The organism is Novosphingobium terrae, assembly GCF_017163935.1.
Taxonomy (GTDB): Bacteria; Pseudomonadota; Alphaproteobacteria; order Sphingomonadales; family Sphingomonadaceae; genus Novosphingobium; species Novosphingobium terrae.
On sequence record NZ_JABVZR010000002.1, the window covers coordinates 1,510,746 to 1,535,015 of the forward strand.

General features: G+C 59.5%; 19 protein-coding genes. 10 read left to right on the forward strand and 9 right to left on the reverse strand.

Translation table 11 applies throughout. From position 1 onward, the window contains the following. Positions 1 to 102: 102 nt before the first annotated feature. A complete protein-coding gene (locus HGK27_RS24750) occupies positions 103 to 1,098 on the reverse strand; it encodes a Gfo/Idh/MocA family protein (protein ID WP_206243496.1) in 996 nt (331 codons plus the stop codon). Positions 1,099 to 1,112: 14 nt separating this feature from the next. Further along, a complete protein-coding gene (locus tag HGK27_RS24755; RefSeq protein ID WP_206243497.1) occupies positions 1,113 to 1,922 on the reverse strand; it encodes a sugar phosphate isomerase/epimerase family protein in 810 nt (269 codons plus the stop codon). Positions 1,923 to 2,312: 390 nt separating this feature from the next. Here HGK27_RS24755 and HGK27_RS24760 point away from each other — a divergent pair, with 390 nt between their 5' ends. Beyond that, a complete protein-coding gene (locus HGK27_RS24760; protein WP_206243498.1) occupies positions 2,313 to 2,537 on the forward strand; it encodes a hypothetical protein in 225 nt (74 codons plus the stop codon). A gap of 197 nt (positions 2,538 to 2,734) precedes the next feature. Here HGK27_RS24760 and HGK27_RS24765 read toward each other — a convergent pair whose 3' ends face one another. From HGK27_RS24765 to HGK27_RS24775, 3 genes are read right to left on the reverse strand one after another with little or no spacing between them, the layout of a single operon-like run. Then, on the reverse strand, positions 2,735 to 4,189 hold the full coding sequence (locus tag HGK27_RS24765) for a cytochrome c (protein WP_206243499.1): 1,455 nt from the start codon (positions 4,187 to 4,189) through the stop codon (positions 2,735 to 2,737). Then, the gene (locus HGK27_RS24770; protein WP_206243500.1) at positions 4,189 to 5,781 is read right to left on the reverse strand and encodes a GMC family oxidoreductase; all 1,593 of its coding nucleotides are present in this window, start codon (positions 5,779 to 5,781) and stop codon (positions 4,189 to 4,191) included. Before HGK27_RS24770 ends, HGK27_RS24765 begins: the two co-directional genes overlap by 1 nt. Before the next feature lie 16 nt (positions 5,782 to 5,797). Further along, positions 5,798 to 6,442, reverse strand: a complete 645-nt coding sequence (locus tag HGK27_RS24775) for a sugar dehydrogenase complex small subunit (RefSeq protein WP_206243501.1) — start codon at positions 6,440 to 6,442, stop codon at positions 5,798 to 5,800. A 613-nt stretch (positions 6,443 to 7,055) separates the two neighbouring features. Here HGK27_RS24775 and HGK27_RS24780 point away from each other — a divergent pair. After that, positions 7,056 to 8,405, forward strand: coding sequence for an MFS transporter (locus HGK27_RS24780; RefSeq protein ID WP_206243502.1), 1,350 nt, complete (start codon positions 7,056 to 7,058; stop codon positions 8,403 to 8,405). A gap of 29 nt (positions 8,406 to 8,434) precedes the next feature. Beyond that, positions 8,435 to 9,847: a carbohydrate porin gene (locus HGK27_RS24785; protein WP_206243503.1), complete on the forward strand. Its 1,413-nt coding sequence runs from the start codon at positions 8,435 to 8,437 to the stop codon at positions 9,845 to 9,847. Positions 9,848 to 10,181: 334 nt separating this feature from the next. Here HGK27_RS24785 and HGK27_RS24790 read toward each other — a convergent pair whose 3' ends face one another. The 3 genes from HGK27_RS24790 to HGK27_RS24800 all read right to left on the reverse strand — a co-directional run bounded on the left by HGK27_RS24790 (position 10,182) and on the right by HGK27_RS24800 (position 13,942). Then, positions 10,182 to 10,394 carry a hypothetical protein gene (locus tag HGK27_RS24790; RefSeq protein WP_206243504.1) on the reverse strand — a complete coding sequence of 71 codons (213 nt, stop codon included), beginning with the start codon at positions 10,392 to 10,394 and terminating at the stop codon, positions 10,182 to 10,184. Between the two features lie 395 nt (positions 10,395 to 10,789). After that, positions 10,790 to 12,313, reverse strand: coding sequence for a S10 family serine carboxypeptidase-like protein (locus HGK27_RS24795; protein ID WP_206243505.1), 1,524 nt, complete (start codon positions 12,311 to 12,313; stop codon positions 10,790 to 10,792). A 24-nt stretch (positions 12,314 to 12,337) separates the two neighbouring features. Continuing rightward, the gene (locus HGK27_RS24800) at positions 12,338 to 13,942 is read right to left on the reverse strand and encodes a S10 family serine carboxypeptidase-like protein (RefSeq protein ID WP_206243506.1); all 1,605 of its coding nucleotides are present in this window, start codon (positions 13,940 to 13,942) and stop codon (positions 12,338 to 12,340) included. A gap of 414 nt (positions 13,943 to 14,356) precedes the next feature. Here HGK27_RS24800 and HGK27_RS24805 point away from each other — a divergent pair, with 414 nt between their 5' ends. Beyond that, positions 14,357 to 15,265 carry an ornithine cyclodeaminase family protein gene (locus HGK27_RS24805; RefSeq protein WP_322099052.1) on the forward strand — a complete coding sequence of 303 codons (909 nt, stop codon included), beginning with the start codon at positions 14,357 to 14,359 and terminating at the stop codon, positions 15,263 to 15,265. A 186-nt stretch (positions 15,266 to 15,451) separates the two neighbouring features. After that, positions 15,452 to 17,008, forward strand: coding sequence for a M61 metallopeptidase family protein (locus HGK27_RS24810; RefSeq protein WP_206243508.1), 1,557 nt, complete (start codon positions 15,452 to 15,454; stop codon positions 17,006 to 17,008). Positions 17,009 to 17,055: 47 nt separating this feature from the next. Here HGK27_RS24810 and HGK27_RS24815 read toward each other — a convergent pair whose 3' ends face one another. Further along, positions 17,056 to 18,249 (reverse strand): aminotransferase class V-fold PLP-dependent enzyme, encoded by a 1,194-nt coding sequence (locus HGK27_RS24815; protein ID WP_241127454.1) that lies wholly within the window; start codon positions 18,247 to 18,249, stop codon positions 17,056 to 17,058. Between HGK27_RS24815 and HGK27_RS31180 the strand changes: the two genes are divergently transcribed. From HGK27_RS31180 to HGK27_RS24835, 5 genes are all read left to right on the forward strand, one after another. Further along, on the forward strand, positions 18,155 to 18,361 hold the full coding sequence (locus HGK27_RS31180; RefSeq protein WP_241127895.1) for a hypothetical protein: 207 nt from the start codon (positions 18,155 to 18,157) through the stop codon (positions 18,359 to 18,361). The two genes, HGK27_RS24815 and HGK27_RS31180, sit on opposite strands and share 95 nt — an antisense overlap. Before the next feature lie 126 nt (positions 18,362 to 18,487). Then, a complete protein-coding gene (locus HGK27_RS24820) occupies positions 18,488 to 19,942 on the forward strand; it encodes a S10 family serine carboxypeptidase-like protein (protein WP_206243510.1) in 1,455 nt (484 codons plus the stop codon). A 78-nt stretch (positions 19,943 to 20,020) separates the two neighbouring features. After that, positions 20,021 to 20,503, forward strand: a complete 483-nt coding sequence (locus HGK27_RS24825; RefSeq protein ID WP_206243511.1) for an Lrp/AsnC family transcriptional regulator — start codon at positions 20,021 to 20,023, stop codon at positions 20,501 to 20,503. A gap of 241 nt (positions 20,504 to 20,744) precedes the next feature. Next, positions 20,745 to 22,829 (forward strand): amidohydrolase family protein, encoded by a 2,085-nt coding sequence (locus HGK27_RS24830; protein WP_206243512.1) that lies wholly within the window; start codon positions 20,745 to 20,747, stop codon positions 22,827 to 22,829. Positions 22,830 to 22,871: 42 nt separating this feature from the next. Further along, positions 22,872 to 24,194, forward strand: a complete 1,323-nt coding sequence (locus tag HGK27_RS24835) for an APC family permease (RefSeq protein WP_206243513.1) — start codon at positions 22,872 to 22,874, stop codon at positions 24,192 to 24,194. Positions 24,195 to 24,270 lie beyond the last annotated feature (76 nt).

The window sequence follows — 24,270 nt, forward strand, 5'->3', positions numbered from 1 at the left end:
TAACTGCCTCTGCAATTGGGCGCCGAGATTCTTAAGGTCTGAACGCGAAAGCACAAATTATCGCTGATCTACCACGGGAGGGATAGCGCTAGACGATATGATCTAAAAGCAAACCAACGCTCCGCTCCGTGCGCTTTCAGAGATTGCATCAAGCGTCGATGCCACATCGATTGAAAATGTCTCATTCGCACCAACCCATTGACCAGGATTAAGGACGGCCTGAGCGAAGTTTTCGGCCTCGGCTCGAAATCCACCTTCCCCTTTACACTCGACGAGATCCGGTTCTGCGGCCAACGTGCTGCCCCGCCAGATGCGGATGGGATCCATATTGCCGTCAGAGCCATGATTGCGAAAGGTCGTGAATATACTTCCTGCTGTACCATGTATGACCGCCGAACGATGATATTCGGATGTGAAGGCGCAATTGAAGGTTCCGGAAACGAGACCACCTGGAAATTGCAGGCTCGCGGCCACTGATCGGTCTACACCGTTCTCCGCACATTCGACCAATGCCACGACTTTGTTGGGGCGGCATCTCGCAACAAATCTCATCAGGCTCACGCAATAGGCACCTAGGTCGAGCAAGGCCCCGCTCCCCGGATTGGGGCGTAATCTAATGTTGGCGGTGTCGTTAAGCGGAGAATTGAAGTGGACCGAAATCTGCCGGATTTCGCCAATCGCGCCGTCATCGATAAGACGTAGCATCTGGTGCGCTTGCGGCTGCGCGAGCCAAGGGTATCCTTCGCGTAATATTTTTCCCGTGGCACGTGCGACAGCAAGCATCTCACGTGCTTGCTGCGCAGAAAGAGCGAGCGGCTTTTCGCACAGCACATGCTTTCCTGCATTCAAGGCACGAATGCTCCATTCGGCATGAAGGTGATTGGGCAATGGAAGGTAAACTGCGTCGATGCTTGGGTCGTTCAACACATGCTCATAGCAGTCATAGGAGTTAGCTATCCCGCACTCCAGAGCAAACGCACGCGCGTTTTCCAACGTGCGGCTTGCCACCGCCCCGACCCGAACTGCGCTCGATCCCGCGAGATCTTTGCAGAACTGCCGCGCGATCGCTGCCGTCCCCATAATTCCAAAAGTCAGCATGTCCGCCCTTTTGTTTATTTTTTGGAAAGTGACCGGATATATGCAAGCCCCGCCTCGGCCTCGCCCATTCCCTCGCCCACACTTTGATATTCGTGAATGAGGTACCCATCATGGCCTATGTCATCGAGAGCCGAGAGGAAACTCGGGAAATCAAAGCGACTGCCATCGGGCGTGCGCCGTTCCACATCGGAGATGTCGACCTGTTCGATCATTGGTGCCGCACGTCGGAGAGCACCGGGCCAGTCGACCTCCTCCAAGGCAATGTGGTGCGTGTCGATATGGAGCCGCAGATGAGCCGAGTTGAATTCTTCTAGAAATGCAATATTTTCATCTATGGTTCGAAGGACGTCGCTGTCTGTTCGTCCAATTGCTTCATGAACCAGGACTATTCCAGATCTGATGGCGTGATCCAAAACGTGATTCAAGCTCTCACGATAGTGGCCCATATAATCCTGCTTGCTTGGGCTATCACTGAAGCGCCCCCGGATCAGGCCAATCACCACATTGGCACCATCGAGTTGGTAGGCAAGGTCAATGTGCTGCCGCATGCGCTCGACTGCTGCCCTTCGTCTGTCTAGATCTCCATGACCCAAACTTATCCCATCGATGGGATATGCGCTTCCGGTCGCGATCGACGTCACCGTCAAGCCAGTCTCACGAAGCGCCTTCCTTGCCGCGACCAAATCGAATTCGCCTGGCCGGTTGATTGTGGGCTGGATGGCGTCGTAGCCTATCTTCGCCGCGCGCTGTATTGTATCGCCAATCTCCCCCTTCAGGGGCGCAGGCGCCGACACCGCTGTTGCCGGAGCAACCACCACGCTCATTGTCCGCATCATTTTCTCCCGACGAATGTGCTCTGGTCATGATCGTTTCAATGACAGGAGCAGTGAATATAAAATATCAGCAGAAGTCTTTTATTATTTTCAAGATCTAATTATTAATTTAGCAAAATCAACCTTCATAATTATTGTAATGTCTGTTCTGCCTACGGGCAGTCAATCCAAGCTGGCTGCGCCAACGTTCGGCTATGTTGCGCCGCAGCAGTGCGCGAGTTCGGCATTTCGACAGCCTCGCATCAACACAGAACGCCTCGGTCTCGAGCCAACCTTTCGTGCCTGCCGATTGCGGAAATTGCACCAATCGTGGCGCTAGTTGCGATTGCAATGCTGCGCTGCAACAACTAGGCGCCGCCTGTATTCCAATCGGGGGTCGTCATGCGTACCGTCATTTTTACTTTCGCCATTGCGGCATTCGCACCGTTTGCCTTCTCCTTCGGTCATGCAGGTGCAAATCACGAGAGCCACCCCCTTGTGGATGGGACGTTTGAGAACATCGGGCGAGCTGTCATCATCCAAGGGCAGACTGTGCAGTCGCTCTATGTAGGCAACGCCAGCGGACGCGGCTCCAGCCCGAAGGACACCTCGCGCGTCTCCGCTTAAATCGAAGCAGTCCATCGAAAGAGCCGTCTCGCTTGCGCAATTAAACGGTGTGAAACCTGTATCCCTCCGCCCAATTCTTGAGCGGAGGGACGGTCGGCACAGCTTGCCCATCAAACAGCGGGAGCGCCCATGTAGCCGCAGACGACGCGAGGGCGTCGAAGGGCGATAACTTGCCGAAACGCTGAGATATAAGCGGGTCAAGCAGTCGTGCCCTCAACTGCGCGTTTGCGCTTCCTCCGTTGCCAAATTGCGCCAATCCCGAGGGCAATGACCGCTGCCATTGCTGTCCAGGTGACAAACGGAATGCTGGCGATGAGCCATCCCTTCTCGTTCTTTGCGTGGTAGATCCGCTCGACATCATCGGGCGTAACATGATGATTGGGGTTGCCGAAGGCCGTGGCAACATAATCCGCCACCTTGGCCACCTGTGCCGCATTAAACTGGGGTCCAAATTCGGTATGCTGTGGGCCGAAGGCCGGCATCAAGGTGCGTTGGCCATCGACGGTACGATCGATGCCCTGAGTAATCGTCATGACGAGGTTGGAGGGATCTGCCGAACCGACGGCGGATGAGCCGACCAGCGGCGGCAGTACGTGATCGACCGAACCTCGACCATTGTGACCATGGCAGCTCGCACATGCGCTTTCATACAGCGCCGCGCCTGACACGCGGTCCACGTCGATGAAGGATTTCACATCCTTCCTGTCCATCGGATGCTCAAGCTGATCGGCCCTGAGAGGAGCTGAATCCCGCCAGCCAGAACGCTCTCCCTCAAACTTGTCTCGGGCTCCAGGGACGGATCGCACATAGGCCGCGATGTCTTGCAGATCCCCATCCGTCAGCTTCGAGAAGGAGTTCTGGACCGCGGTTCCCATTTCACCTCCGGCAATGGCCTTGCCATGCAGCGCGCCGGTCTTGAGATAGCGTACCAGATCTGCCTGGCTCCATCTGCCGATGCCAGCGTCAGGATCGGAGGTGATGTTGGGTGCGGTCCAGGAGCCAACCTTTCCGCCTGTGAGAAAGCGATCGCTCTTTTCGCCCATCAGGCTGTCCCGGGGCGTATGGCAGGTTGAGCAATGCCCGAGCGTTTCGACCAGATATCGTCCCCGCGCCACCCCCGATACAGGCGTGGCACGGGCCGGCTGCGACCGGCTGTAAAGCAGGTTCCAGCCGATCATCGAAGCCCGGACGCTGAAGGGAAAGGCCAGCCTGGTCTCCGGTGGCGTGTGATCGACCGGTGCCACGCCGAGCATGAAATAGGAATAGAGCGCCTTGACGTCGGCATCGGACAATCCGGCGAATGCCGTGTATGGCATTGCAGGATAAAGGTAATGGCCGCCGGGGGCCTGGCCCTTGCGGACCGCGTCGCTGAATTGGGCGAGGCTCCACGCACCGATACCCGCGCTTCGCGATGGCGTGATGTTGGAGCCGTAAATGGTGCCCAGCGGGGATTCGACGCCATAACCACCGGCAAAAGGATTGCCTGTCTTGGGATCGTTATGGCAGGCGGCGCAATCGCCCGCCGTGGCGAGGTAACGTCCTTGCGCAACCAGGGAGGAATCGGCATCCGATGTGGGCGCCGCCTCTAATGCGGCTCCTCCAAGTACCAGAACGGTTGCGACTGCGATGGAGGCAGTGAGCGTCCTGAGCATCACACGTCCTTCGCAATGATATGAGCCGCGCGGATGGACAGCGCGATGCCGGTCAGGGTGGGATTCACCGTCGCCGAGGAGGGCATCACACCGGTTGTGCAGAGGAAGAGATTGGGATGGTCGTGGCTGCGGCAATCGGCGTCGACGACTGAATTGGTGCGGTCACTGCCCATGATGACCGTGCCCATGATGTGAAACTGGTTCCGCCACCCGACCGGAGCTTCGAGGACCTCGCCTTCGAAAGCCTGAAGGATGTTGGCGAAATCATGCTGCACGACATCGCGCATGCCCCGAACGTAATCATTGAGACGATAGGAGACCTTCAGGCCAGGCAGGCCGAGGGAATCCTTGTAGCCGGGGTTCGGGACGACACGATTGGTCGGCTCGGGCAGGGTCTCGCTCATGGTGGCGATGTTGACGAGGCGTGACGACTGGTCGCGAATCGCGTCTTCCAGTGCTTTCCCCATCAGCCCGCGCTTGAGCAAGCCGGGCGTCACATCGACGTTCGGCACATGGTTATGGAAGGAGTAGCGGATTGCCGAGCGGACATTCCGGCTCGGTTCGTCCCGCCGGTTGACCATGCAGCCATGTTGGACCGAACCTCGCCCGCTCCACAAAGGCTCGTTGGCGAGGAATGTCAGATTCATGCCGGTATGGTCCATCAGGTTGCGGCCGACCTGATCCGAGCTGTTCGCCAGATTGTTCATCAAGAGCAGCTTGGGAACCTCCAGGGCATGGCATGCGAGGACAAAGACTTTGGCCGTCAACATATGATCGGAGCCGTCGGGCTTGCGATAATGCACTGCGGTGATTTCGTTCTTGGGGCCCTTGTCGAGACCGAAGGCAACGCATTCAGGCATTAGCTTTACGCCCCGGTCCACCGCCTTGACGACATGCATGTCGCCCGAATACATCGCGCCAATCGGGCACACCGGCTCGCACATATTGTTCCCAACACAGGCCGGACGCCCTTCATACGGGCGCGAGGCGCGGCAATGCGGCTCGTGCGACACCTGATAACCCAGGGGCCCCAGTTTCGACTGGATGCGCTGCAGGAGATAAGGCTTCCCCTCTGGAGGAAGAGGGTAGGGCGCGGACCGAGGCGGATATTGACCACGCCCCTGGCCGCTCTGATCCTCTTCATGCGTGCCCACCACGCCGAGTTCCTTTTCGGCGATGTCGTACCAAGGTTCGAGGTCGTCGTAGGAAATCGGCCAGTCACGTCCGACGCCGTAGGTCGATTTCAGCTTGAAGTCGTTTGGCAAGAGCCGCCAGCAGGCGCCTCCCCAGTGACGCGTGGTGCCGCCGACCACGCGCAGATAGCTGGTGACATATTCAAAATCCGGATCGGACTCTGCCTGAATATAGCCATCGGTGTAGGAGTTGGGTGCCCAGGGAACATTGGGATAGGGCGCGCACCAGTTCCGCTTGCTGGCGGCGTTATGATAATTCTCAATGGCCTTCCAGCGCGGCACAACTGGCCCCGCCTCCAGCATAATGACCGATTTGCCCAGCCCAGCAAGCTGGTAGGCGGCATTGGCGCCAAGCGCGCCCGAACCGATGATCACGACATCGGCGTCATAGTCTGACATGATTGCGGCCTTGCTTTCAGGAGTGCGCATTGGCGGCCAGCCAGGCGGCGGCCTCGGTGGCGGTCTTGGCCCGGCCCTGCGACATGGCGAGGTAGCGGGGGTCGGGCGTGGCATAGCGGGGTGCTGCCTTGGGGTTGCGCGCCCCCCATTCGGCAATGTCGGCCGGCATGGCAGGCGCCACCACGCCTTCGGGCACCGCCGTCCAATAGTCCCGCCCGCCGCGGGCATAGCTCGGCCGGATCGTCACGTCGGTCGTGCATTCATACATCAGCGCATCAAGGAATGTGACGAACTTGGCGTTGTCATGGTCCTTGGCGGTCTGCGGCGTGCCTGTGTAGCCAAGATAGAGTGGAGCGATCAGCTGGAGGGCCGTTGCCTGATCCTCGCCGCTCAAGTGAGCGATCACCGCCTCCCGGTCTTTCAATCCGCCCGCCGCGATGTTGGCGGCCAGACGCGAAAGCCTGGCTGGGAAGGTCGGGTCAAGTTCTGTTTGAAAGGTTTGCGCACGCGCGATGACCGCTTCGGGCAAGTCCGCCCGATCGGTAAGCAGTCGGGCGATGCCGATGGACTGGGGGCCAGCGCCGGTGGCGCCAGCAGAGGACATGATGGCATCGGCGAACGGGATCACGGCAAGGGCGGAGAGAATTTGTCGTCTGTTCAAAGCGGATTCCAATATGAATGAAGTGGGCCCCCCCGAGCCTGCGGTGACGGCCAATCGGGCTCTGCCAGCAGGTCACGGCGCCTCGACCTTGGCCGGGGAGCCGTGTTGCCGCAGCGATTGGCACACGAATATATAATCGATTATCTGAAAAGGAGATTGGCTGTCGATGCTTCCGGCGGACCTCCCGACGTCTCCTGATGAAGCATTTCAGGCAGGTCGGCGTGGCACAGGTCAATGGGCGTACGCGCGGAACCTATCGAGCATCTGCCATATTCATGGGGCCGATTTGACTGCCGCGATGCGCCTGGGCAGCGATGCGTATTTCATAACAGATCCTCACAATCATGCCTAAAATCGGTGTGATGGCCCGGCCAGACGGGCTCACGCTGCGCAGTCTCGATGCGGCGGGAACTCCAGCGTCTCTCCCGCTGCAATCACAGATAATCGATTATCGAATGCATGCTGCTTGACCGAATCCACCGAACGGTGCATCTCACGACTCGAATGCCCCATATGGTGCATTTTGGGTGATCAAGTCAACGTCGGGACGGCAAAAGGTCCTGATCGACAGATCCGCGCAAGGCGGACGGCAGCGAAGGATGATGGAAGGGTTATGCATGAACCGATCAGTAGCGACGACTTCGTCCACCAGCGCGACCAGGCAGTCGCAAAGTTGACAAACGGCCCGATCAGCACCGCCGAGCGGCCAACCCGCCGCCGCTTTGTCATGCTCAGCCTCATCGCCGGCACGACGCTCATCAATTATCTCGATCGCACGATCATTGGCGTCGCCGCACCCTTGATGATCAAGGATCTTGGCATCGGCATGGCGGAAATGGGCTTGGTGTTCTCAGCCTTTGCCTGGACCTATGTGGTGGCCCAGCTGCCGGGCGGTGCGCTTCTCGACAGGATCGGCTCGCGGCTGACCTATTTCTTGTCGATCACCATTTGGTCTTTGCTGACAGGGTTGCAGGGTCTGTGTTCCGGGGTCGTCTCGCTGGTTGCCGTGCGGTTTGGTCTGGGCATCGCTGAGGCACCATGTTTTCCCGGTGCCAGCCGCATGGTCTCGGCCTGGTTTCCGCAGAATGAGCGCGCGCGCGCAACGGGCATCTACACGGTGGGCGAACATGTGGGGCTCGCGTTGGTCAGTCCGCTCCTGTATTTGATGATGCCGGTCCTGGGCTGGCGCATCCCCTTCCTGATCCTGAGCGCGATCGGTGTCGTGTTCGGCATTGTCTGGTACCGGATGTACCGTGACCCAAGCGATTGCCGGAAGGTCAATCAGGCCGAACTCGACCACATTCGCGCTGGCGGCGGCATCACCCACAAGGCGTCCCGGCCTCATTATGACTGGGCGACGATCCGGCGCCTCCTGTCGTTCCGGCAGGTCTGGGGTGCGGGGCTTGGCCAGTTTGCGGGCAATGCGGCGCTGGTCTTCTTTCTCACCTGGTTTCCGACCTACCTGTCCAAGGAACGCCACATCAACTTCAAGGATCTCGCCTACTTTGCCACCCTTCCCTATGTCGCGGCGGCAATTGGCGTGATGATTGGCGGCTACGTCTCCGATTATCTCATCCGCAAGACGGGTTCGGTCAATCTCGGGCGCAAGCTTCCCATCATCACCGGCCTGTTGCTGATCAGCTGCATGGCCGCGGCCAATTACGTCAAAAGCACGGAGGCCGTCGTTGCCATCATGGCAGTCGCCTTCTTCGGCCAGGGGCTTGTCGGGATCGGCTGGACGGTGATCTCCGATATCGCGCCGGACGGTTATCAGGGGCTGACCGGAGGGCTCTTCAACGTCGTCTCGAATGCATCGGGGATCATCGCCCCCCTCGCGATCGGCTTCATTCTCGCCGCCACGGGGTCTTTCACCCTTGCCTTGGTGATGATGTCCGCAATCGGGCTGGTCGGAGCCTTGGCCTACATTTTCGTCCTTGGAGACATCAAGCGCCTGACGCTCTGAACGGAACGAAACGACCTGAGAAAGCGAAAATGATTTTTCCCATTATTGCCGTCGCGGTTTCTTTGGAAGCGGCCTCCAATACGGACGCAGCCGGGGATATGCAAAGCGCGTCAAGGCTGGTGCAGGCCGAGACCCCGGTTGCAGATCCTTCCACGATAGGCCCGCAAGCATCGCCGGATGCAGGGGGGAGGACGCCGCTCGTGCTCGATCAGCCAACTGCAGCTGCGGCACCCAAGGCCAGCGATTTCGATCAGACGATCTCTGGTCGTTGGGGCGGATTGCGCACCAGGCTCCTTGACGCGGGGATCAACACCCGCGGCGATTTTGTCGCCGAACCTTTCGCTTCCGTGCGGGGCGGGCAGGCGAGGGGCACGAGCTATGCCCAGCAACTGCGTCTTGGGGCGGATTTCGACATGCACAAGATTGCGGGCTGGTCCGGAGGGATATTCCACCTCACCCTGAACGATCGCAAGGGCGGGAATATTTCGACGGATCTGGTGGGTAATCGTCTTCCCATCCAGGAATCTGCCGGCGGCGATTTCACGCGACTGAGTGAATTGAGTTTCGAGGATGATTTATTCAACCATCGCATGACGGTCAAAGTCGGTTTCTATTCGATGGGCAATGACCTGGGCGGAATGAGCATCCTATGCAGTTTTGTAAACGCCGCCTTTTGTGCGCACCCTCTTTCTGAGTCTGGGAACAGTGGATGGACCAATTATCCAAATTCGCGTTGGGGTGCGGAAATAAAATACCGCATCAATGGCGAGGTCATCGTCCGAACGGGTGTTTACCAGGTCAATCAATCTTACAACGAGCCCAAATATGGCTTTGACCTATTTGCTCCGGGCACGAGTGGCGCGATCTTTCCGCTCGAACTGGAATATGATCCCAATAACCAGCCCGGATCGAAGGGATTGCGTGGCCAGTATAAATTTGGCGTCTTCTACGATACGGTGACGGTCAACCGGCAAGGCGTGCCAGGGACCGTTGGCGGCCGTTACGGACTGTATTTGCTCGCCAATCAAATGATCTATCGCGAGGCCGGGAGCGGGATGCGCGGATTGACGGTGTTCGGAGAGTTCACGGCCAATCCGAGAGCAAGTGCACAAATCACGCGATGGTATGGTGCGGGGCTGCTCTATCGCGGAGCCCTGCGCAATCGACCAGATGATGTGATCAGCTTCGGAGTTGTTACCGCACGCGTCAATCCGCAATTGCTTGAAGCGCATGAAAAGCCGGTGAACCCATCAGAAAGTAACTTTATGAGCGCATCTCTTGCGGGCGGAGAGACTGCGATCGAAATAAGCTACGGCCTTTCGCTAAAGCGCGGGATCTCGCTACGACCGGACTTTCAGTATATCATCAATCCTGGAGCATTCTCATTCCAAAGGAATGAAAACAATGTCTCGCTTGGCATGCAGATCAAGATGCAGCTTTGATGCTTGCCCGCGCCGGGTTCGCCGGAGGCTCCAACTTCTGAGAAAGTGGAGTTCCGACGACGCCGACAGCAGGATCCTTGTCTGCGCGACTGACGACCAGACACGCGCGGTTGACTTAGCGCCGGCGTACTCCCTGACTCGGCATGTTGCTTCCGGCACCCCATGAAAACGACGTTGTGCGCGGTAGGACAGTCCGAGCGGGGCTCCCTTTTGATAGGCTGTTTTCGCCCTTCCAAGTCTACGCGCCGGGGGGGCAGTGAGGGGCAACGGCCAATCTGCCCGCCAGCCTCTCCTGACAGTGGACGAACAGACCGGCCACCCCCATTCTACTCCGTCAACATCCGGAAGATGATATAGGTTTGCGCATCGATGTCCTGTGCATTGCTTCGGTTTTGACTATTTCAACTTGATTTTGAATATCATCCAAGTTGCTGAGGGCGAGCTGAACCCGCTCAGGAGGCAACTCCGGTAACTCGAGATTCATGCGCTTGATGAAGTAGTAGGCCATCGACAGTCGCACCTCGATGTCGCGCAACCCCTCGGTCATGTCGAAGTCTTGCGCGATGGCGTCTCGCTGTGCTGGCGCAAGGTCCGGATGAGGCTGAAGCCGCAGGACTGTCCGGGTGTACTAGGTTTTTAGCCTGCAGCACGTTCGCGAGAGGGTAGTCGACAATTTGCATAAATCGCATGTTGCGGCAGCTTTTTACACAAGGCCTGAGTCCTCTGTGGGTGATCGCACCAGAGGATACGTTTCAAGGCATGTTGCCAGTGTTAATGTTGTATATTTAAAACAAATATAAATTCCCATAAAAATTATCCGGTATATTTAGATATATGCTAATAACGGTCAATTATTTGGCTAAAAATGATCGTCTTGTGAAAATATAAATTAGTGTGTGGCATCACGATGTTCGGGATCATCTCAATTTCATTCTATTATTATTAATTTTGATTGATCGACCTGCGGATGAAGCGGGCGACATCCAAGGATAATTGCAATCGGGTTTCTGGGACATGGTACATCATGTGCCCACCTTCATAGCAGTGATGCTCAAAGCGCGAGGACAAGGAGGGCTCCAGCTTGGAAGACATAGCTATGTTGCCCTCGCACATGTTGAGCGAGTCATACCGGCCAGCAGCAACGAAGACTTGGAGACGCGGATCGGCACGCATGGCGTTCTGCAACCAGGGCTGCGACAGCGGAGGGCCTCCGCCGGCCTTCATGCGGGCGATTACTTCGGGCGTGATCGTCACATGATTGTAGTCCCAGCGATCGCCGGTGGCCTGGCGCTTCGGGCCGGGCACAGGCATATAGCCATCCTCCAGCCCGGTGTAGGCCAGATCGGTGGCATAACCCAACTCTGCGCGAAGATAGTCGCCAAGGATCGCGCCACGCCCTGCTACCTCGGGCTCGGCTTCCATATCGGTCCCGGTCATGCGCATGTCATAGGTGTTGAGGATTTTCTGGGCGTCTCCCGCGAACAGACCCTTCTTGTAGGCATTGTTCGTCATCACCAGCGTGGCGCGGTCGATCTGGTCGGGACGGACGCCGGTGAAGCGGGCCAGCGCCTGAGCGATCGCCTCGCGCTGAGGCGCTGTCAGCGCGTCGAGGTGCTCCAGCGCTGGGCGATAGGTTGAAACGATCCAGTCATTGACCGCTTTCATTGTCGCGGCCTTGTCGCGCAGCAGGTCGGGTGCCAGCTTCTTCAGTTCGAACGCTGTGGCGGTGCGCGCCGGGACATACATGGCATCCTGGAAGGAGGGGGGCATGAGCGATCCAGGCACACCACCGGAAATCAGCAAGGCACCCGAAACACGGATACCACGTTTTTCCAGCATTTCAGTCGTGCCATTGACGCGCCACGTACCATAGCTTTCGCCGCCCAGGAACAGCGGTTGGCGGCCCGCGTCGAACCGGGCACGATACGCTCTGATGAATTCCGCGGTTTCGGCGAAATCGCCCAGCGTGGTCAGAAACTCCTTGTCGGCGTCCTTGCCCGCACGGCTAAAGCCGGTGCCGACCGGATCGTAGAAGACCAGATCCGAGGTCGTGAGAAGGGTTTCTGCATTGTCCACCATGCCATCGGCGGTCAACCGTCGAGGCCCGAACATCTCGGTGTGAAGCAGCAGCGAATTGGAGGTGGGGCCGCCATTCCACAGGAAGGTCAATGGTCGGGGGCGGCCATCGCGCGGCGTGGCAGCATAGGCGGTGAAATAGATGTAGCCGCGCAGTTCGCCCGTCTCGTCGTTGCGCAGCGCTAGGCGGCCCGCACGCGCCTCATAGCGCAGAACGCCCTCGCGCGTGTGTATCTGGTGATGGGTGACGATAATGGCTTCATCATCGTGAAGGAGCGGGGCGATCACCGTGCGCGCAGTGCGATCATCCTGGGCCAGCGCTGGCGCGCCTCCCATCAGCGCAATGGTAAGCGTGACCGCGCCCAGGCTCCGCCAGTTAATGTTTCGCATGGTCTTAAGCTTGGCCATGGTCTGTCACTTTCCCACTTGTTGGCTGGTCGCGACGGGTGCGGACCGTCCCGCCGAGGCGCGCTGGATGAATTGCCTGAGATCGGCGGCCAGTTTGACGCCCGCCTCGCCGACATAGGCCATATGACCCGACCAATAGGCCTTCTCTTCCACCTGTGCGGGCGGAAGCTGCCTTTGCACGATGCCGAAGTGCGCGCTGCCGACCGCGCCGAACATGTCGAACCAGCCCTGCACAGAAAGGAATTGCATATCCGGGTTGCGCCGCAAGGTCGCCGCAAAATCTGCACCGGTGCTTACATCCTCGCCTGCGCGCATCGAGAATGGGAAGTTGACGTTCACGAAATCGATGACGGTGTAATCATCGTCGATGTCGATACCCAGATCGTCGCGGATATAGCTGTTGAAGGCGCCGATGAAGGCCGGGCTGTATTGCCCCATCGCCGCATCGTCTCCGACCGGATCGTGCAGGCTGTTGGCTGCGGGCAGCACATAGCGCCCATCATAGGTGCCCAACACCTTGTGCTGGTCCACCAGCAGATCATGCTGGAAGTCGGAAGGATCCTCTTTTAGGTTTTTGGCCAGCAGCAGCGCTGCAGGCAGGCCCAGAAAGCCCGCCTCCTTGCGCGCCAGCGCCTCGCGCGATGTGGCATCCAGCGCTTCCCAGCGGTTCATCGCTGGCACCAGCTCACCTTGCGCGAAGCGGTCCGCGGCGGCGATGAAGGCTTCGAAGCCGCTCGCCTCCTTCCTGACTTTGCCATGATACCATGCGGCGGCAGCCATGGTGGTGAAGGTGGTGGCGTGGACCTCATTGCCTTTGGGGGCCGCCAGCCCGCCATTGCCGCCCATCATAATGACGCCGTTGAGCGCAATACCGCGCAACGTGCCCTGGAAGGCGCCGCCGAACAGGCGCCGCGAAACCAGTGCGGCCCGAGTGGTCCCATAGGATTCGCCGAGCAGAAACTTCGGACTGTTCCATCGGTGGTTGGCTCGCAACCAGCTCTGGATAAAATCGACGGTGGCCTTGGCGTCTTCCTCCCTGCCGTAGAAGTCGTCGGGCTTGCCATCTCCCCAATAGCGGCTGAAGCCGGTGCCGATGGGATCGATGAAGACCAGATCCGCAACGGCCAGCAGGCTGTCGGGGTTATTTATGGTGCGATAAGGCGGCACCTGGCTGGGGGCGCCATCGTTGAAGGCGACCTTGCGCGGCCCCAGAATGCCCATCTGGAGCCACAGCGAGGAAGAGCCAGGGCCTCCATTGAAGATGAACACAACAGGGCGCTGGCTGCCGGCAGGAACCTTGGCGACATAGGAAAAGGAGAAGATCGAGCCGATCGGACGCCCGACATTGTCCTTGAGCGCCGTATCACCGGCGATGACGGTGTAAGCCATGGGCTTGCCGGCGAAAGCGCCCTCTCGCTGGCGGATGAAGCGGCGCGGGGCGATGGGTGCGCGGGCCATCCCCGGGGCCGCCTTCCAGACGAGCGCCTCGGGCGGCATGGGAGCGCCGCCCGAAGCGGGATTTTCAGGAGGGGTGGTGGCCTGCGCCGTGCAGAATACACTGGCTGAAAGCAAAAGTCCGGCAATCGACCCACTCGTTTTGCTGGTTCTCACAGAGCCCCCTCACACTGACAGACAAGGACCCTATCGCAATGCTGCCAATCAAAATATGCCCAATCAGCCTGTCACAACAGGGGATGGCGCATTGTTTATGCAACGATCGGGTGTCCAGTGAAGGCCAGCTAGCGACCGGTTGCCCCGTGCAACACTGCGATAGCCGTCTCGACCGGATAAGGGGGCATCACTCATGGGGTGACCGGTGCATAAAATTTTCGCTTGCTGCTTCTTCTCCGGAACGCTCTGCCGGGTTGGTGTCAATTTCAGGCAGAAAATTACGCCATTTTTAACAAATATGATGCGGTGTCAGTCAGGGAGTCGAAACCGGGAATTATGTCTCACACAAGCATCGTATCGTTTGATCCTGCCCATGTCAGGACCTATCTGGACAGGCGGGACTGCATTGCGGCCGTGCGCGAGGCTATGCAGGCCCTGTCCGCAGGCCACACGCGCCAGTTGCTGCGCACGATGCTCTCCATGGGTGAGCGCCGCACCTTCGCCCTGATGCCCGGCGCTCTTGCCGAGGACGACTTTTTCGGGGCCAAACTGATTTCCGTGTTTCCCAATCTTCAGGACACGGGGCGGCGCGCTCATCGCGGGCTGGTGGTGCTGTTCGAGCCGGTTGAAGGGCATCCGGTCTGTGTAGCCGATGCGGAGGAAATTACCCTCATCCGGACCGCGGCGGCCAGCGCGGTGGCCACCGATGCCTTGGCACGGGCTGACGCCAAAGCCCTGGCCGTGTTCGGCGCGGGTGGTCAGGCGTTCGAGCATGTGCGCGCCATCGCGCTGGTGCGCCAGCTCGACCGGGTGATCCTTTGGGGCCGGGATGAAGTCAAGACCAGCGCTTTGGCGCAGCGCCTCGCCCGGGAAACCGGTCTTGCGGTAACGGTCGAGCGTGATGGAGAGCAGGCTGCCGCGCAGGCGGACATCATCTGCACCGTGACGGGAGCCTCGCAACCAATCCTGCTGGGGCGCTGGATCCGTCCCGGCACTCATATCAATCTGGTGGGGTCGAGCGGACCGGGGCCGGTCGAGGTTGACGCTGATCTGGTGGTGAACGCCCGTTTCATCGCCGACAGCCGTGCCTCCGTTCTGGCACAGGGCGCCGAATTCCTGAATGCGAAGGCCGATGGACTGGTGGGCGACGAACATGTTGTCGCCGAAATCGGGGAGGTGCTGAACGGTTCGGTTGCGGGTCGGCGTGGCGACAGCGAGATCACGGTCTACAAATCGCTTGGCCATGCTGTCCAGGATCTGGCCGCCGTTGCCTTGCTTTACCGAAGGCATACAAGAGAAGCCTGTGAGGCAGAGGGAGCCTGACATATGCATTCATTTCGATTTTCCCGCATGCAGGGACTCGTTCGCGGCTGTGGCCTTTTGCCTCTCGTTGCCGCGCTGGCCGGCCCTCCCTGCGCAGCGGCCGATGACACCGTTGCGCCGCCGGCGCTTTTGGTGACCCTGACACCGGTCAGTGGGGCTCAAGGGCTTGATCGTATGGGTGTTTCCATGCGAATTCCGGCACCCCACGCCAAGGCTGGTGACGCCCTGCTCAAGATGCCTAAGGTGCTGGTAGGGCTGCAAACCGCCAGCTACGAGGCTTCGGCCATCGAGGCGAGCGACGACATAGGGCCGGTACCCCTCTCACAGATGGATGAGGCGCCTGGACCGAGCGGCACCTATCGTGATTTTCTGACAAGCCGGCCGACGCAGGGCGATGTCACAGTGCGCTATGCCAGCAATCCGCGCTCTGTCGACAGCGAAACACGTAACGGCCCCCTCTTCGACCTGCGCGCACAAGCGGGCGGCCTGATCGGGGCGGGTGTCTATTTCTTCGCGCTGCCCGCCGATGAGCGGATCTACAACATCCGCCTTCACTGGGATCTGACCAAGGCACCGGCCGGCACGCGCGGCATCTGGAGTTTTGGCGAAGGCGACCAGTCAGTGGTCGGTCCGGCCAGCCAACTGGCCTTTTCCTTCTACGCCGCCGGAGCCGTGAAAAGCGCGGCGCAGGATAACACTTTCGGCTTCTATTGGTTGCAGGAGCCGCCTTTCGATCCGGCGGTGCTGGGCAAAAACACCCATCGCCTCTTCACCTATATGGCGCGCTTCTTCCATGATGCGCCCGGTGTGAGCTACCGGGTTTTCGCTAGGGCCAATCCCTATCCTTCGGGGGGTGGCACATCGCTCGCTCATTCCTTCATGTTCGGATATGGCGCCAAGGGCGAGACCATCGGCGATGGCACCGACATGCTGATCGCCCATGAAATGGCCCATACCTGGCCAGACCTGAGCGAGGAATCCGACGATCATCCCGCCGTGGCCTGGTATTCGGAAGGAACTGCGGAATTCTACTCCGTGCTGCTGTCATTGCGCGCCGGGACGATCGACTTCGACCGCTTCCTCGCCGTCATCAACGCCCATGCACGCGACTACTACACCAATCCGTTTCGTGCGCTGAGCAACGAGGCGGCAGGCAAGCTGTTCTGGAGCGACGCGCGGGCGCAGCGCGTGCCCTATGGGCGAGGCTTCATGTATCTGGCTAAGGTCAATGGTCAGCTCAAGGCCAAAAGCGGGGGCAAACGCTCGGTCGACGATCTGGTGCTCGAAGTGCTGGAGCGCCAGCGCCATGGCGAAAAGGTCGGCGTGCCCCAGTGGATCGCCATGGTGGTGCGCGAACTGGGGCCCGGCTCGCGGCAAGACTATCTCGACATGGTGGAGGGAAAGACCATCGTGCCGAGCGCCGACAGTTTTGGGCCCTGTCTGAAGCTGGTCCGGACAAGCGAACGGCCTTTTGATCTGGGGTTCGATGACATGCGGCTTGGTGTCGTCAAGGATTTGCGGGCCGACTCGGCAGCAGCCGCGGCCGGGCTGCATGAAGGGGACAGCATTGTCTCTCTGACGCCCCGCGCCGAGTTGCAGGCCCATGAGGAAGCCATCGCCACCGCGGTGATCCGTCGTGACGGGCGCGACATGACCTTCCGCTTCAATCCTCGCCGGCCGGCAGTGGAGGGCTGGACGTGGGTGCGTGCGGGCAAGGCTCCGCTCTTATCCTGCGGTTTGTAACATGCGGGATGGAGGCGGGCGGGAAGCCCGCCTCCATGGAGTGACCGTCAGGCGCGGCCGAGCGCCGTCAGAAGCCTGTCAATATCGCTCATGTCGTTGAACACCGAGACGCTGGCGCGGAAGCGGTTGTCGCTCACGGTCATCTCGATACCCGCGGCGTCGAGCCGGGGCTTGAGCGTCTTGCGCGCGCCGGGATAGATGCAGGTCACCATGGGGGAGCGCGCCTCGGCGGGTGTGGCCAGCTTATAGCCCAGCCGGGGCAATTCCTGCTTGAGGTGGCCGACCAACTGCTGGGCATGGGCCTGAATGCGCGCCACCCCGGTGGTAAGGATATAGTCCAACGACCAGGTCAGCGCCGCGACACCCATGTGCGAATATGTGCCGTAGGCGAAATGGCCCATCGCCGTTGGTGCGAAGGCATAGTCGGCCACCGTGTCACCGGGCGGATCGAGCGGATAGGCATGGGACTGGAACTCGGAGATCCCATAATAGCCTTCCTGTGTGCGTTTGAGCGCGGCGAGCCGGTCCCTGCGGGCATAGAGGAAACCGAGCCCGAAGTCGCCCATCAGCCATTTGTAACTGGCACAGGCGGCAAAATCGACGCCCGAGGCGTGCAGGTCGATGGGGATGCAGCCGGCGGCATGGACGATATCGGCATAGACCAGAGCCCCATGGGCATGGGCGATCCGGGTGATGCGGGCGAGATCATGCTCGAAACCGTTGAAGGTCGAGACGGCAGAGACCGCGACGAGCCTTGTGTTCGGTGTCACGGCGCGCTCGATGTCCTCAATCGGAATACGGCCGTCCTTGGGCCGCAGCCAGGTGACCTTGCAACCCAAACGGGTCAATTCCTCATACAGCGGGAAGGAGCCGAAGAAGTGGAGCGTGTCGGTGACGATATGGGCCCCCGGCTCCGGCAGGCCCAGTGCGGCCAGAACCAGCTGCTCACCCATGGTTGTGCTTTGGGTGAAGGCGATCTCGTCAACATCCGCGCCCACCAATGTGGCGAATTTGGCGCGCACGCCGTCCTCGTCGAGTTTGTAGTCGCGCTCGGCCGGATCGAGGGCACGATGGCGCAAATAGCGGTCAATCTCCGCGCGCGCGCCCGTGCTGACCGGATGCGTCGAACCGGAATCGAGATATGTGATGCCAGCTGGGAAAAAAGCTGCTTTGTTCGGAAGCGCGGTGTCAGTTGGGCTTGCCGACAAGCGGGCGGCAAGCGGTGCCATCGCACTGGTCATCAAAATTTCCCGACGCGATAAGCCCATGAACGATCTCCTGAAACAATGTCGTAACGCTACATCTGTTCCTCGGCAAATATCGCGCGATAATGGTTTCATTGAGCAGGATTGAGGTCGGAGAATACGCTTCTCGCGTGCTTTTCCGCATAATTTTTTCGATCCTGCTGTCCACGCGATCGATTTCGGCAACAGTTTTGCCCTGGCCAGGATGCTAGGCAACGAGGCATTGGGAGATGCCATGATGATGTTCAAGACTCTGTCGACTTTCCTGCTGCTGGCAGCGCCGCTGATGGCTCGGGCCGAAGAACCGGTCATCCGGCCGATCGCAACGCATCATGAGGTCACCGTGGCAGGACACCGTCTCGCCTATGAGGCGATCTTTGCCCAGCATATCCTCAAGGACAGCCGCGGTGTCGGACAGGCAACGATTTCGACCATTGCCTACCTGCTTGCCAGCTCGAGAGCGGGGCCCCGTCCAGTGATGTTCGTTTTCAATGGCGGGCCCGGCGCATCCTCCTCACCCTTGCAGTTCGAGGGGTTTGGCCCCCGCCTTCGCATCAAGGCCGCGGATGGTAGCCAGAGCATTTCCGAAAACCCGTATACGTTGTTACCAATGGTCGATCTTGTTTTCATCGACCCGGTCGGCACTGGTCTGAGTCGCGTGCTCCCGGGTGGCAGCGGCAAGCCATATTGGAGTGTGGCAGGGGATGCGGCCTCTGTCCTGGCCACGATGCGTGAATGGCTGCGCGAGCACCATCGGCAGGCTAGCCCGGTCTTCATCGCGGGTGAAAGTTACGGCGGCACCCGTATCGCGCGGATGTGCGCCGATGCCGATGACCTGAAACTTGCGGGGCTGATCTTGATATCGCCCAGCTTCGATGGGAATCCCGAGGGAGAGAGCCAGACACGCAAGGATGGAGAGGCCGTAGCCCGGCTTCCGGCCATGGCCGTGGCGGCGGCTCGGCATGGGAAAGGCGAGGCTGACCGGCCTGCAGCCGAGCTGTTCGATGAAGCCAGTGCATTTGCCGTTCATGACTATGCGGCGGCCCTTGCAGCGGGTGACGCTTTGACGGGCGACCGGCGCCGCGAGATTGCATTGCGCGTATCCCGCTTCATCGGGCTTCCGGTCGAGGATGTGCTTGCTGCCAATTTGCGTGTCGATCCCGAGAATCTGCGCAAGGCCCTGCGCAAGCCGGATGGCCTGGTTGTCGGTTTGCTGGATACGCGTGTTACTGCGCCCATCCCGAAGGTGGAGCCCAATCGTCCCTCCGCCGCGAATGACCCTGCACTGGGACTGGGGGCCAGCAATGTGATCGTGTCGAGCGGGATCACGCGATACATGCATGAGACGCTGAAAGTTCCGGGAACCGAGCCCTATGTTTCCTTGACCCTGGACGTGAACTTTCACTGGGACTGGTCGGCGACGGAGCATGATGCCAAATCCCTTGACCTGGCTGGCAATGTCGCTGGCCTGATGCGTGCGAAACCCCGCCTGCGCGTGATGTTGATCGGGGGCTATTATGACATGTCGGTGCCGCTGCTGGGCCCCAGACTCCAGCTGGCGGCGGCGGGCGCCCCGATGGAGCGGATCAAGGCTGTTGCATTGCCCCAGGGGCATTCGGTGTTCGAGGCGGAGAGCGAGAGAAGGCAAATGTCGGCGCTGTTCGGGAGTTTTTTGAAACATCATCCTTAGGGTATTTGCCCTATTTGCATGGATGTCACTTGATCGGAGGAATATCGCGCATAAACTTGCCGCAAAAAGGGGTGAGGCGTGAGTGACGATCTGACAACTGCCGATATCAAGATTCTGGAACAAATTCAGCGTGATTCATCGCTGTCCACCGCCGAGCTGTCCGACAAGATCGGGCTGTCCCAATCGCCTTGCTGGCGCCGACTCCAGCGTTTGCGGGATGAGGGATATATCAAGCGCCAGGTGGCGTTACTGGATCGAACGAAATTCGGGCAAAGTTTTATTATTTTTGCTCAACTCAAGATGGCGACTTTAACCGAGGATCAGCGCGCGTCTTTTCTTCTGAAGGTTGAAGTAACTCCAGAAATACTTGAATGTCACACGGTGTTCGGGGATAAGGATATTCTTCTAAAAATCCTGGCTTCTTCGCTCGACTGGTATCAGAATTTCATATTCAAGGTGCTTTTGAAGTTTCCCGGCGTTCAGGATGTTCAATCGACAGTGACCTTGGCCGAGTTGAAATATGAAACAGCCATTCCTATTCGCGGCAAGCATGCATCTTGATGTGTGACAAATTTATGCTTCGTTCGGCAATGCTTTCGCATTTTTCGCATAATTTTTGCGTGCCATGCGGGATAGGCTGAAGTTTCAGGAGGGGGCGTTCACGGATTAGGAGTCTGGAGGGTTCGGTGCAACAGGCAGGCCGTCAGCCGTGTCCATGCTCCAGCCTCCGCTCCAATATCGACCTTCTGCAGGTTTACGTGCCCGCCTTGCGGCGGCGCCTCGCTCAAGTCGGGATCCGAGAATGAAGTATTTCGCCTGGATAGCTCTTGCTGCAATCGCGTGGCCAGCTTGCGCGGCAACCACGGAAAAGATGTCCGTTGTTTCGAACGGGGAGACAGTGGGCTCGGTAGTTGCGGTGACGGACGGCAACCATATCGCGGTTGACTACCGTGTCGACGATAATGGTCGCGGTCCGAAGCATCATGAAGATATTGTGCTCGGCCAGGGCGGCATTCCCATCTCGTGGCGCGTCAGCGGAACGTCCATGATGGGCGGACCTGTTCAGGAGACATTTTCTTGGGCGGATGGCACGGCGCATTGGGTCAGCCAGGCGGAGGAGGGCACGCTGGCGGTCGGGAAGTCGACGCTCTACATCGTCAACGACGACAGTCCCTGGGCGCAATATGTCTATGCCCGTGCTGCTTTGGCCGCGCCTGGTCATGCTCTGGATGTGCTGCCGGGCGGTCGACTGACCCTGACTAGACTGTTCAGTCGGGCTTTCGCTGGCGTTCCCGTGACCCTTTACCGGATCGATGGTGTGGATCTGCATCCGGGCTATGTGATGCTGGACAAGGCGAACCGGCTCTTCGCCGCCTTCGGCCAGAAGGGCGTCGCGATCCGGGAGGGTTTCGAGAAACGGGGCGACGAGCTTGCCGCGCTGGGCGCCCAGCTCGATACCGATAGAGTTAAAGCGATCAGCGCACGTGTCGCCCATCGCTTCGACGGGCCGGTGCGGATTCGCAATGTCCATGTCTTTGATCCCCTCACCGGCCAACGCGGACCGCTTTCGACGGTGATCGTCATGCGCGATGTCGTCAGCGCGGTGGTGCCCGGCGATGGAGGCCCGGTGCCCGATGGCGAGACAGCGATCGAAGGCGGCGGCGGTACGCTCTATCCCGGCCTTCACGACATGCATTCGCACACCACGATTGATTCTGGACTATTCTATCTGGCGGCGGGCGTGACCAGCACCCGCGACATGGGCAACAACAACAGCTTCCTGCAAAAGTTACTGCCCCAGCTGGACAGCGGCGAGGTAGCCGGGCCGCGCGTGGTGCCCGACGGTTTTATAGAGGGCCGCAGCCCCTATTCTGCCCGCGACGGTTTTGTCATCGGATCCCTGGACGAGGGGATGAATGCGGTTCACTGGTATGCTGATCGGGGCTACTTTCAGGTCAAATTCTACAACTCCATGAAGCCGGACCTCATCAAGCCGTTGGCCGATGAAGCCAAACGGCTAGGGATGGGGGTCACGGGCCATGTGCCGGCCTTCGACAGCCCGGACCGCGTGATCCAGGAAGGCTATAACACGATCGCCCATATCAACCAGCTGATGCTGGGCTGGCTGCTCGACCCCGAAAAGGACGATACGCGCACGCCTTTGCGTCTGACGGCTATGGTCAAAGCGGCCGACCTCGATCTGGGTAGCGCGCCGGTAAGCCGGACAGTCGGCCTGATGCGGGCCTACGGCGTTTCGCTGGACACGACCACTGTCATTCTTGAAAGACTGATGCTGAGCCGGGCCCGGACTACGCAGGCGGGAGATGCGGATTATCTCGATCACATGCCTATCAGCTATCAGCGCTATCGCAAGCGCACCTTTGTGCCACTAAAGGGCCCCGCTGATGACCAGGCTTATGTGAAGGCCTTCGACAAGGTGCTCGAGACGATGAAGCTGTTGCATGCCAATGGTATTCAGATGTTGCCCGGCACAGACGACACGACAGGTTTTACCCTGCAGCGTGAACTGGAACTCTACACGAAGGGCGGGCTCACGCCTGCAGAGGCGCTCAAAGCCGATACGTTGGACTGCGAGACATATTTGGGCCGCTCCGATCGGATCGGGACGATTGCCAAAGGGAAACTGGCCGATCTCATTCTGGTAGCGGGCGATCCCACGGTCGACATCAATGTTGTGAAGCGCCCCCGGATGGTGATGCGTGGTGGAGCTGTTTATTTTCCGTCCGAGATTCATGCCGCGCTTGGAATCAAGCCCTTTGTATCATCGCCGGAGGTTATACCCGCGCGCCCAGATCCTTTGAAGGGAAGCGCTGCCAAGGGCAGCGGCGCGATGTTTGGCTGGCCGCGGGACGACGACGGCGATTGAGTGCAGCCAAGACCTATGGCCCCCTTCCATCAAGCGGATGACATGACGACGATGATTGAAAAAGCGACAGACCTTCGGCGCGATGTCGGTGTGGGGGGCGTGATCATGTTCGGCGCGGGCACGGCGATTGGCGTATCGATTTTCTCGGTGCTTCAGCCGGCAGCACAGATCGCAGGATCGGGCCTTTTGCTCGCGATGGTGGTGGCGGCCTTGCCGATGGGCCTTTTCTCGATCTCCTATGCCTATCTGGCGTCGACCTATCCGGTTTCGGGTGCGTCCTATGAGTGGCCGCGCCGTTTCCTTCATCCTGGCGTAGGCTTCACCATCGTCTGGTTGCGCATACTTTCCAACATCGGCGCGCTCACCTTGCTGTCCCAGGTGTTGGCCAATTACCTCTCGAAGGTTGTCACGCTTCCAGCAAAACCGCTCATGGCTCTTGCCCTGACTACCGTGTTCGGGCTCAATCTGGTCGGGGTCGGCGTCGCGGCTAGGGCGCAGGCGGTGCTGATGGGCTTTTTGCTGGCAGTCCTGGCTGTTTTTGTCGCGACCGGGGCGCCTCACGCCACCACAGCAGTGATCGGGGATCCACTTGCTTCGGGGCACGGTGCGATCCTCGCCTGCATTCCTTTGATGATCAGCCTGTTTTTGGGCATCGAGGCGGCAGTGGAAATCGGCGACGAGGTACGCAATCCACGCCGTGCCATTCCCTTGGGTATCGTCGGCGCGATCGGACTGACTGTTGTTGTTTATGGTTCTGTCGCAGCGGTGGCCCTCGGCCTTGTCGGGCCTGCAGCGCTCGCTGCAAGCAAGGCGCCGTTGCTGGATGCCGCTCGCACAACGCTGGGCCCGATCGCCGTCCCGCTGATTGTTACCGCAGCGACGGTCTCAATTCTTAAGGCAATGAATGCAAACGCGCTGATCTTCTCGCGAAGCCTTTTCGCTATGGGGCGCACCAAAGTGCTGCCTGATATTTTTGCCCGCATCCATCCACGCTTCGGTACACCTTATACCGCCGTGCTGCTCGCCTATGCCCTTGCTATGACCGGGTTGCTTTTGCCATCCAGCCTCATCTTTCTGCTGCTCACGGTCAATGTTCCCACGATGCTAAAATACGCCGCATGTTCCCTCTCTGCTGAGAGGGTGGCTGCCGCCCATCCGGATCTGCGGGCGAAGGGCCTGCAATTTGCGCCCGGGGTGGTCCGCTGCGTCGGCCTCCTTGGTGCTGCAACGGCTTTGGGCATCATGATCGCGGGAATGAGTGCCGACACCCGGCCATACGAATTGATCGCGGGATGGCTTGGCGCGGGAGCAATTTATTGGTGGGTACGAGCGCGCACCGCTTTTGGAAAAGCCCTGAATGATTGACCGGAATGGTTGTTTCAAAACGGAGGCCGAGGACAGCGATTTCGCATAAATTGTCCGGTTTCCTCCAAAAATCGAA

What these genes read in the sequence shown, in the direction of transcription:
- HGK27_RS31180 (WP_241127895.1), top strand. Translation starts at nt 18,155, where the DNA reads ATGCCAGCTGGGAAAAAAGCTGCTTTGTTCGGAAGCGCGGTGTCAGTT.
- HGK27_RS24780 (WP_206243502.1), top strand. Translation starts at nt 7,056, where the DNA reads ATGCATGAACCGATCAGTAGCGACGACTTCGTCCACCAGCGCGACCAG.
- HGK27_RS24765 (WP_206243499.1), bottom strand. Translation starts at nt 4,189, where the DNA reads ATGCTCAGGACGCTCACTGCCTCCATCGCAGTCGCAACCGTTCTGGTA.
- HGK27_RS24815 (WP_241127454.1), bottom strand. Translation starts at nt 18,249, where the DNA reads ATGACCAGTGCGATGGCACCGCTTGCCGCCCGCTTGTCGGCAAGCCCA.
- HGK27_RS24750 (WP_206243496.1), bottom strand. Translation starts at nt 1,098, where the DNA reads ATGCTGACTTTTGGAATTATGGGGACGGCAGCGATCGCGCGGCAGTTC.
- HGK27_RS24755 (WP_206243497.1), bottom strand. Translation starts at nt 1,922, where the DNA reads ATGAGCGTGGTGGTTGCTCCGGCAACAGCGGTGTCGGCGCCTGCGCCC.
- HGK27_RS24830 (WP_206243512.1), top strand. Translation starts at nt 20,745, where the DNA reads ATGAAGTATTTCGCCTGGATAGCTCTTGCTGCAATCGCGTGGCCAGCT.
- HGK27_RS24810 (WP_206243508.1), top strand. Translation starts at nt 15,452, where the DNA reads ATGCGAATTCCGGCACCCCACGCCAAGGCTGGTGACGCCCTGCTCAAG.
- HGK27_RS24820 (WP_206243510.1), top strand. Translation starts at nt 18,488, where the DNA reads ATGATGATGTTCAAGACTCTGTCGACTTTCCTGCTGCTGGCAGCGCCG.
- HGK27_RS24785 (WP_206243503.1), top strand. Translation starts at nt 8,435, where the DNA reads ATGATTTTTCCCATTATTGCCGTCGCGGTTTCTTTGGAAGCGGCCTCC.
- HGK27_RS24760 (WP_206243498.1), top strand. Translation starts at nt 2,313, where the DNA reads ATGCGTACCGTCATTTTTACTTTCGCCATTGCGGCATTCGCACCGTTT.
- HGK27_RS24770 (WP_206243500.1), bottom strand. Translation starts at nt 5,781, where the DNA reads ATGTCAGACTATGACGCCGATGTCGTGATCATCGGTTCGGGCGCGCTT.
- HGK27_RS24795 (WP_206243505.1), bottom strand. Translation starts at nt 12,313, where the DNA reads ATGCGAAACATTAACTGGCGGAGCCTGGGCGCGGTCACGCTTACCATT.
- HGK27_RS24835 (WP_206243513.1), top strand. Translation starts at nt 22,872, where the DNA reads ATGACGACGATGATTGAAAAAGCGACAGACCTTCGGCGCGATGTCGGT.
- HGK27_RS24790 (WP_206243504.1), bottom strand. Translation starts at nt 10,394, where the DNA reads ATGACCGAGGGGTTGCGCGACATCGAGGTGCGACTGTCGATGGCCTAC.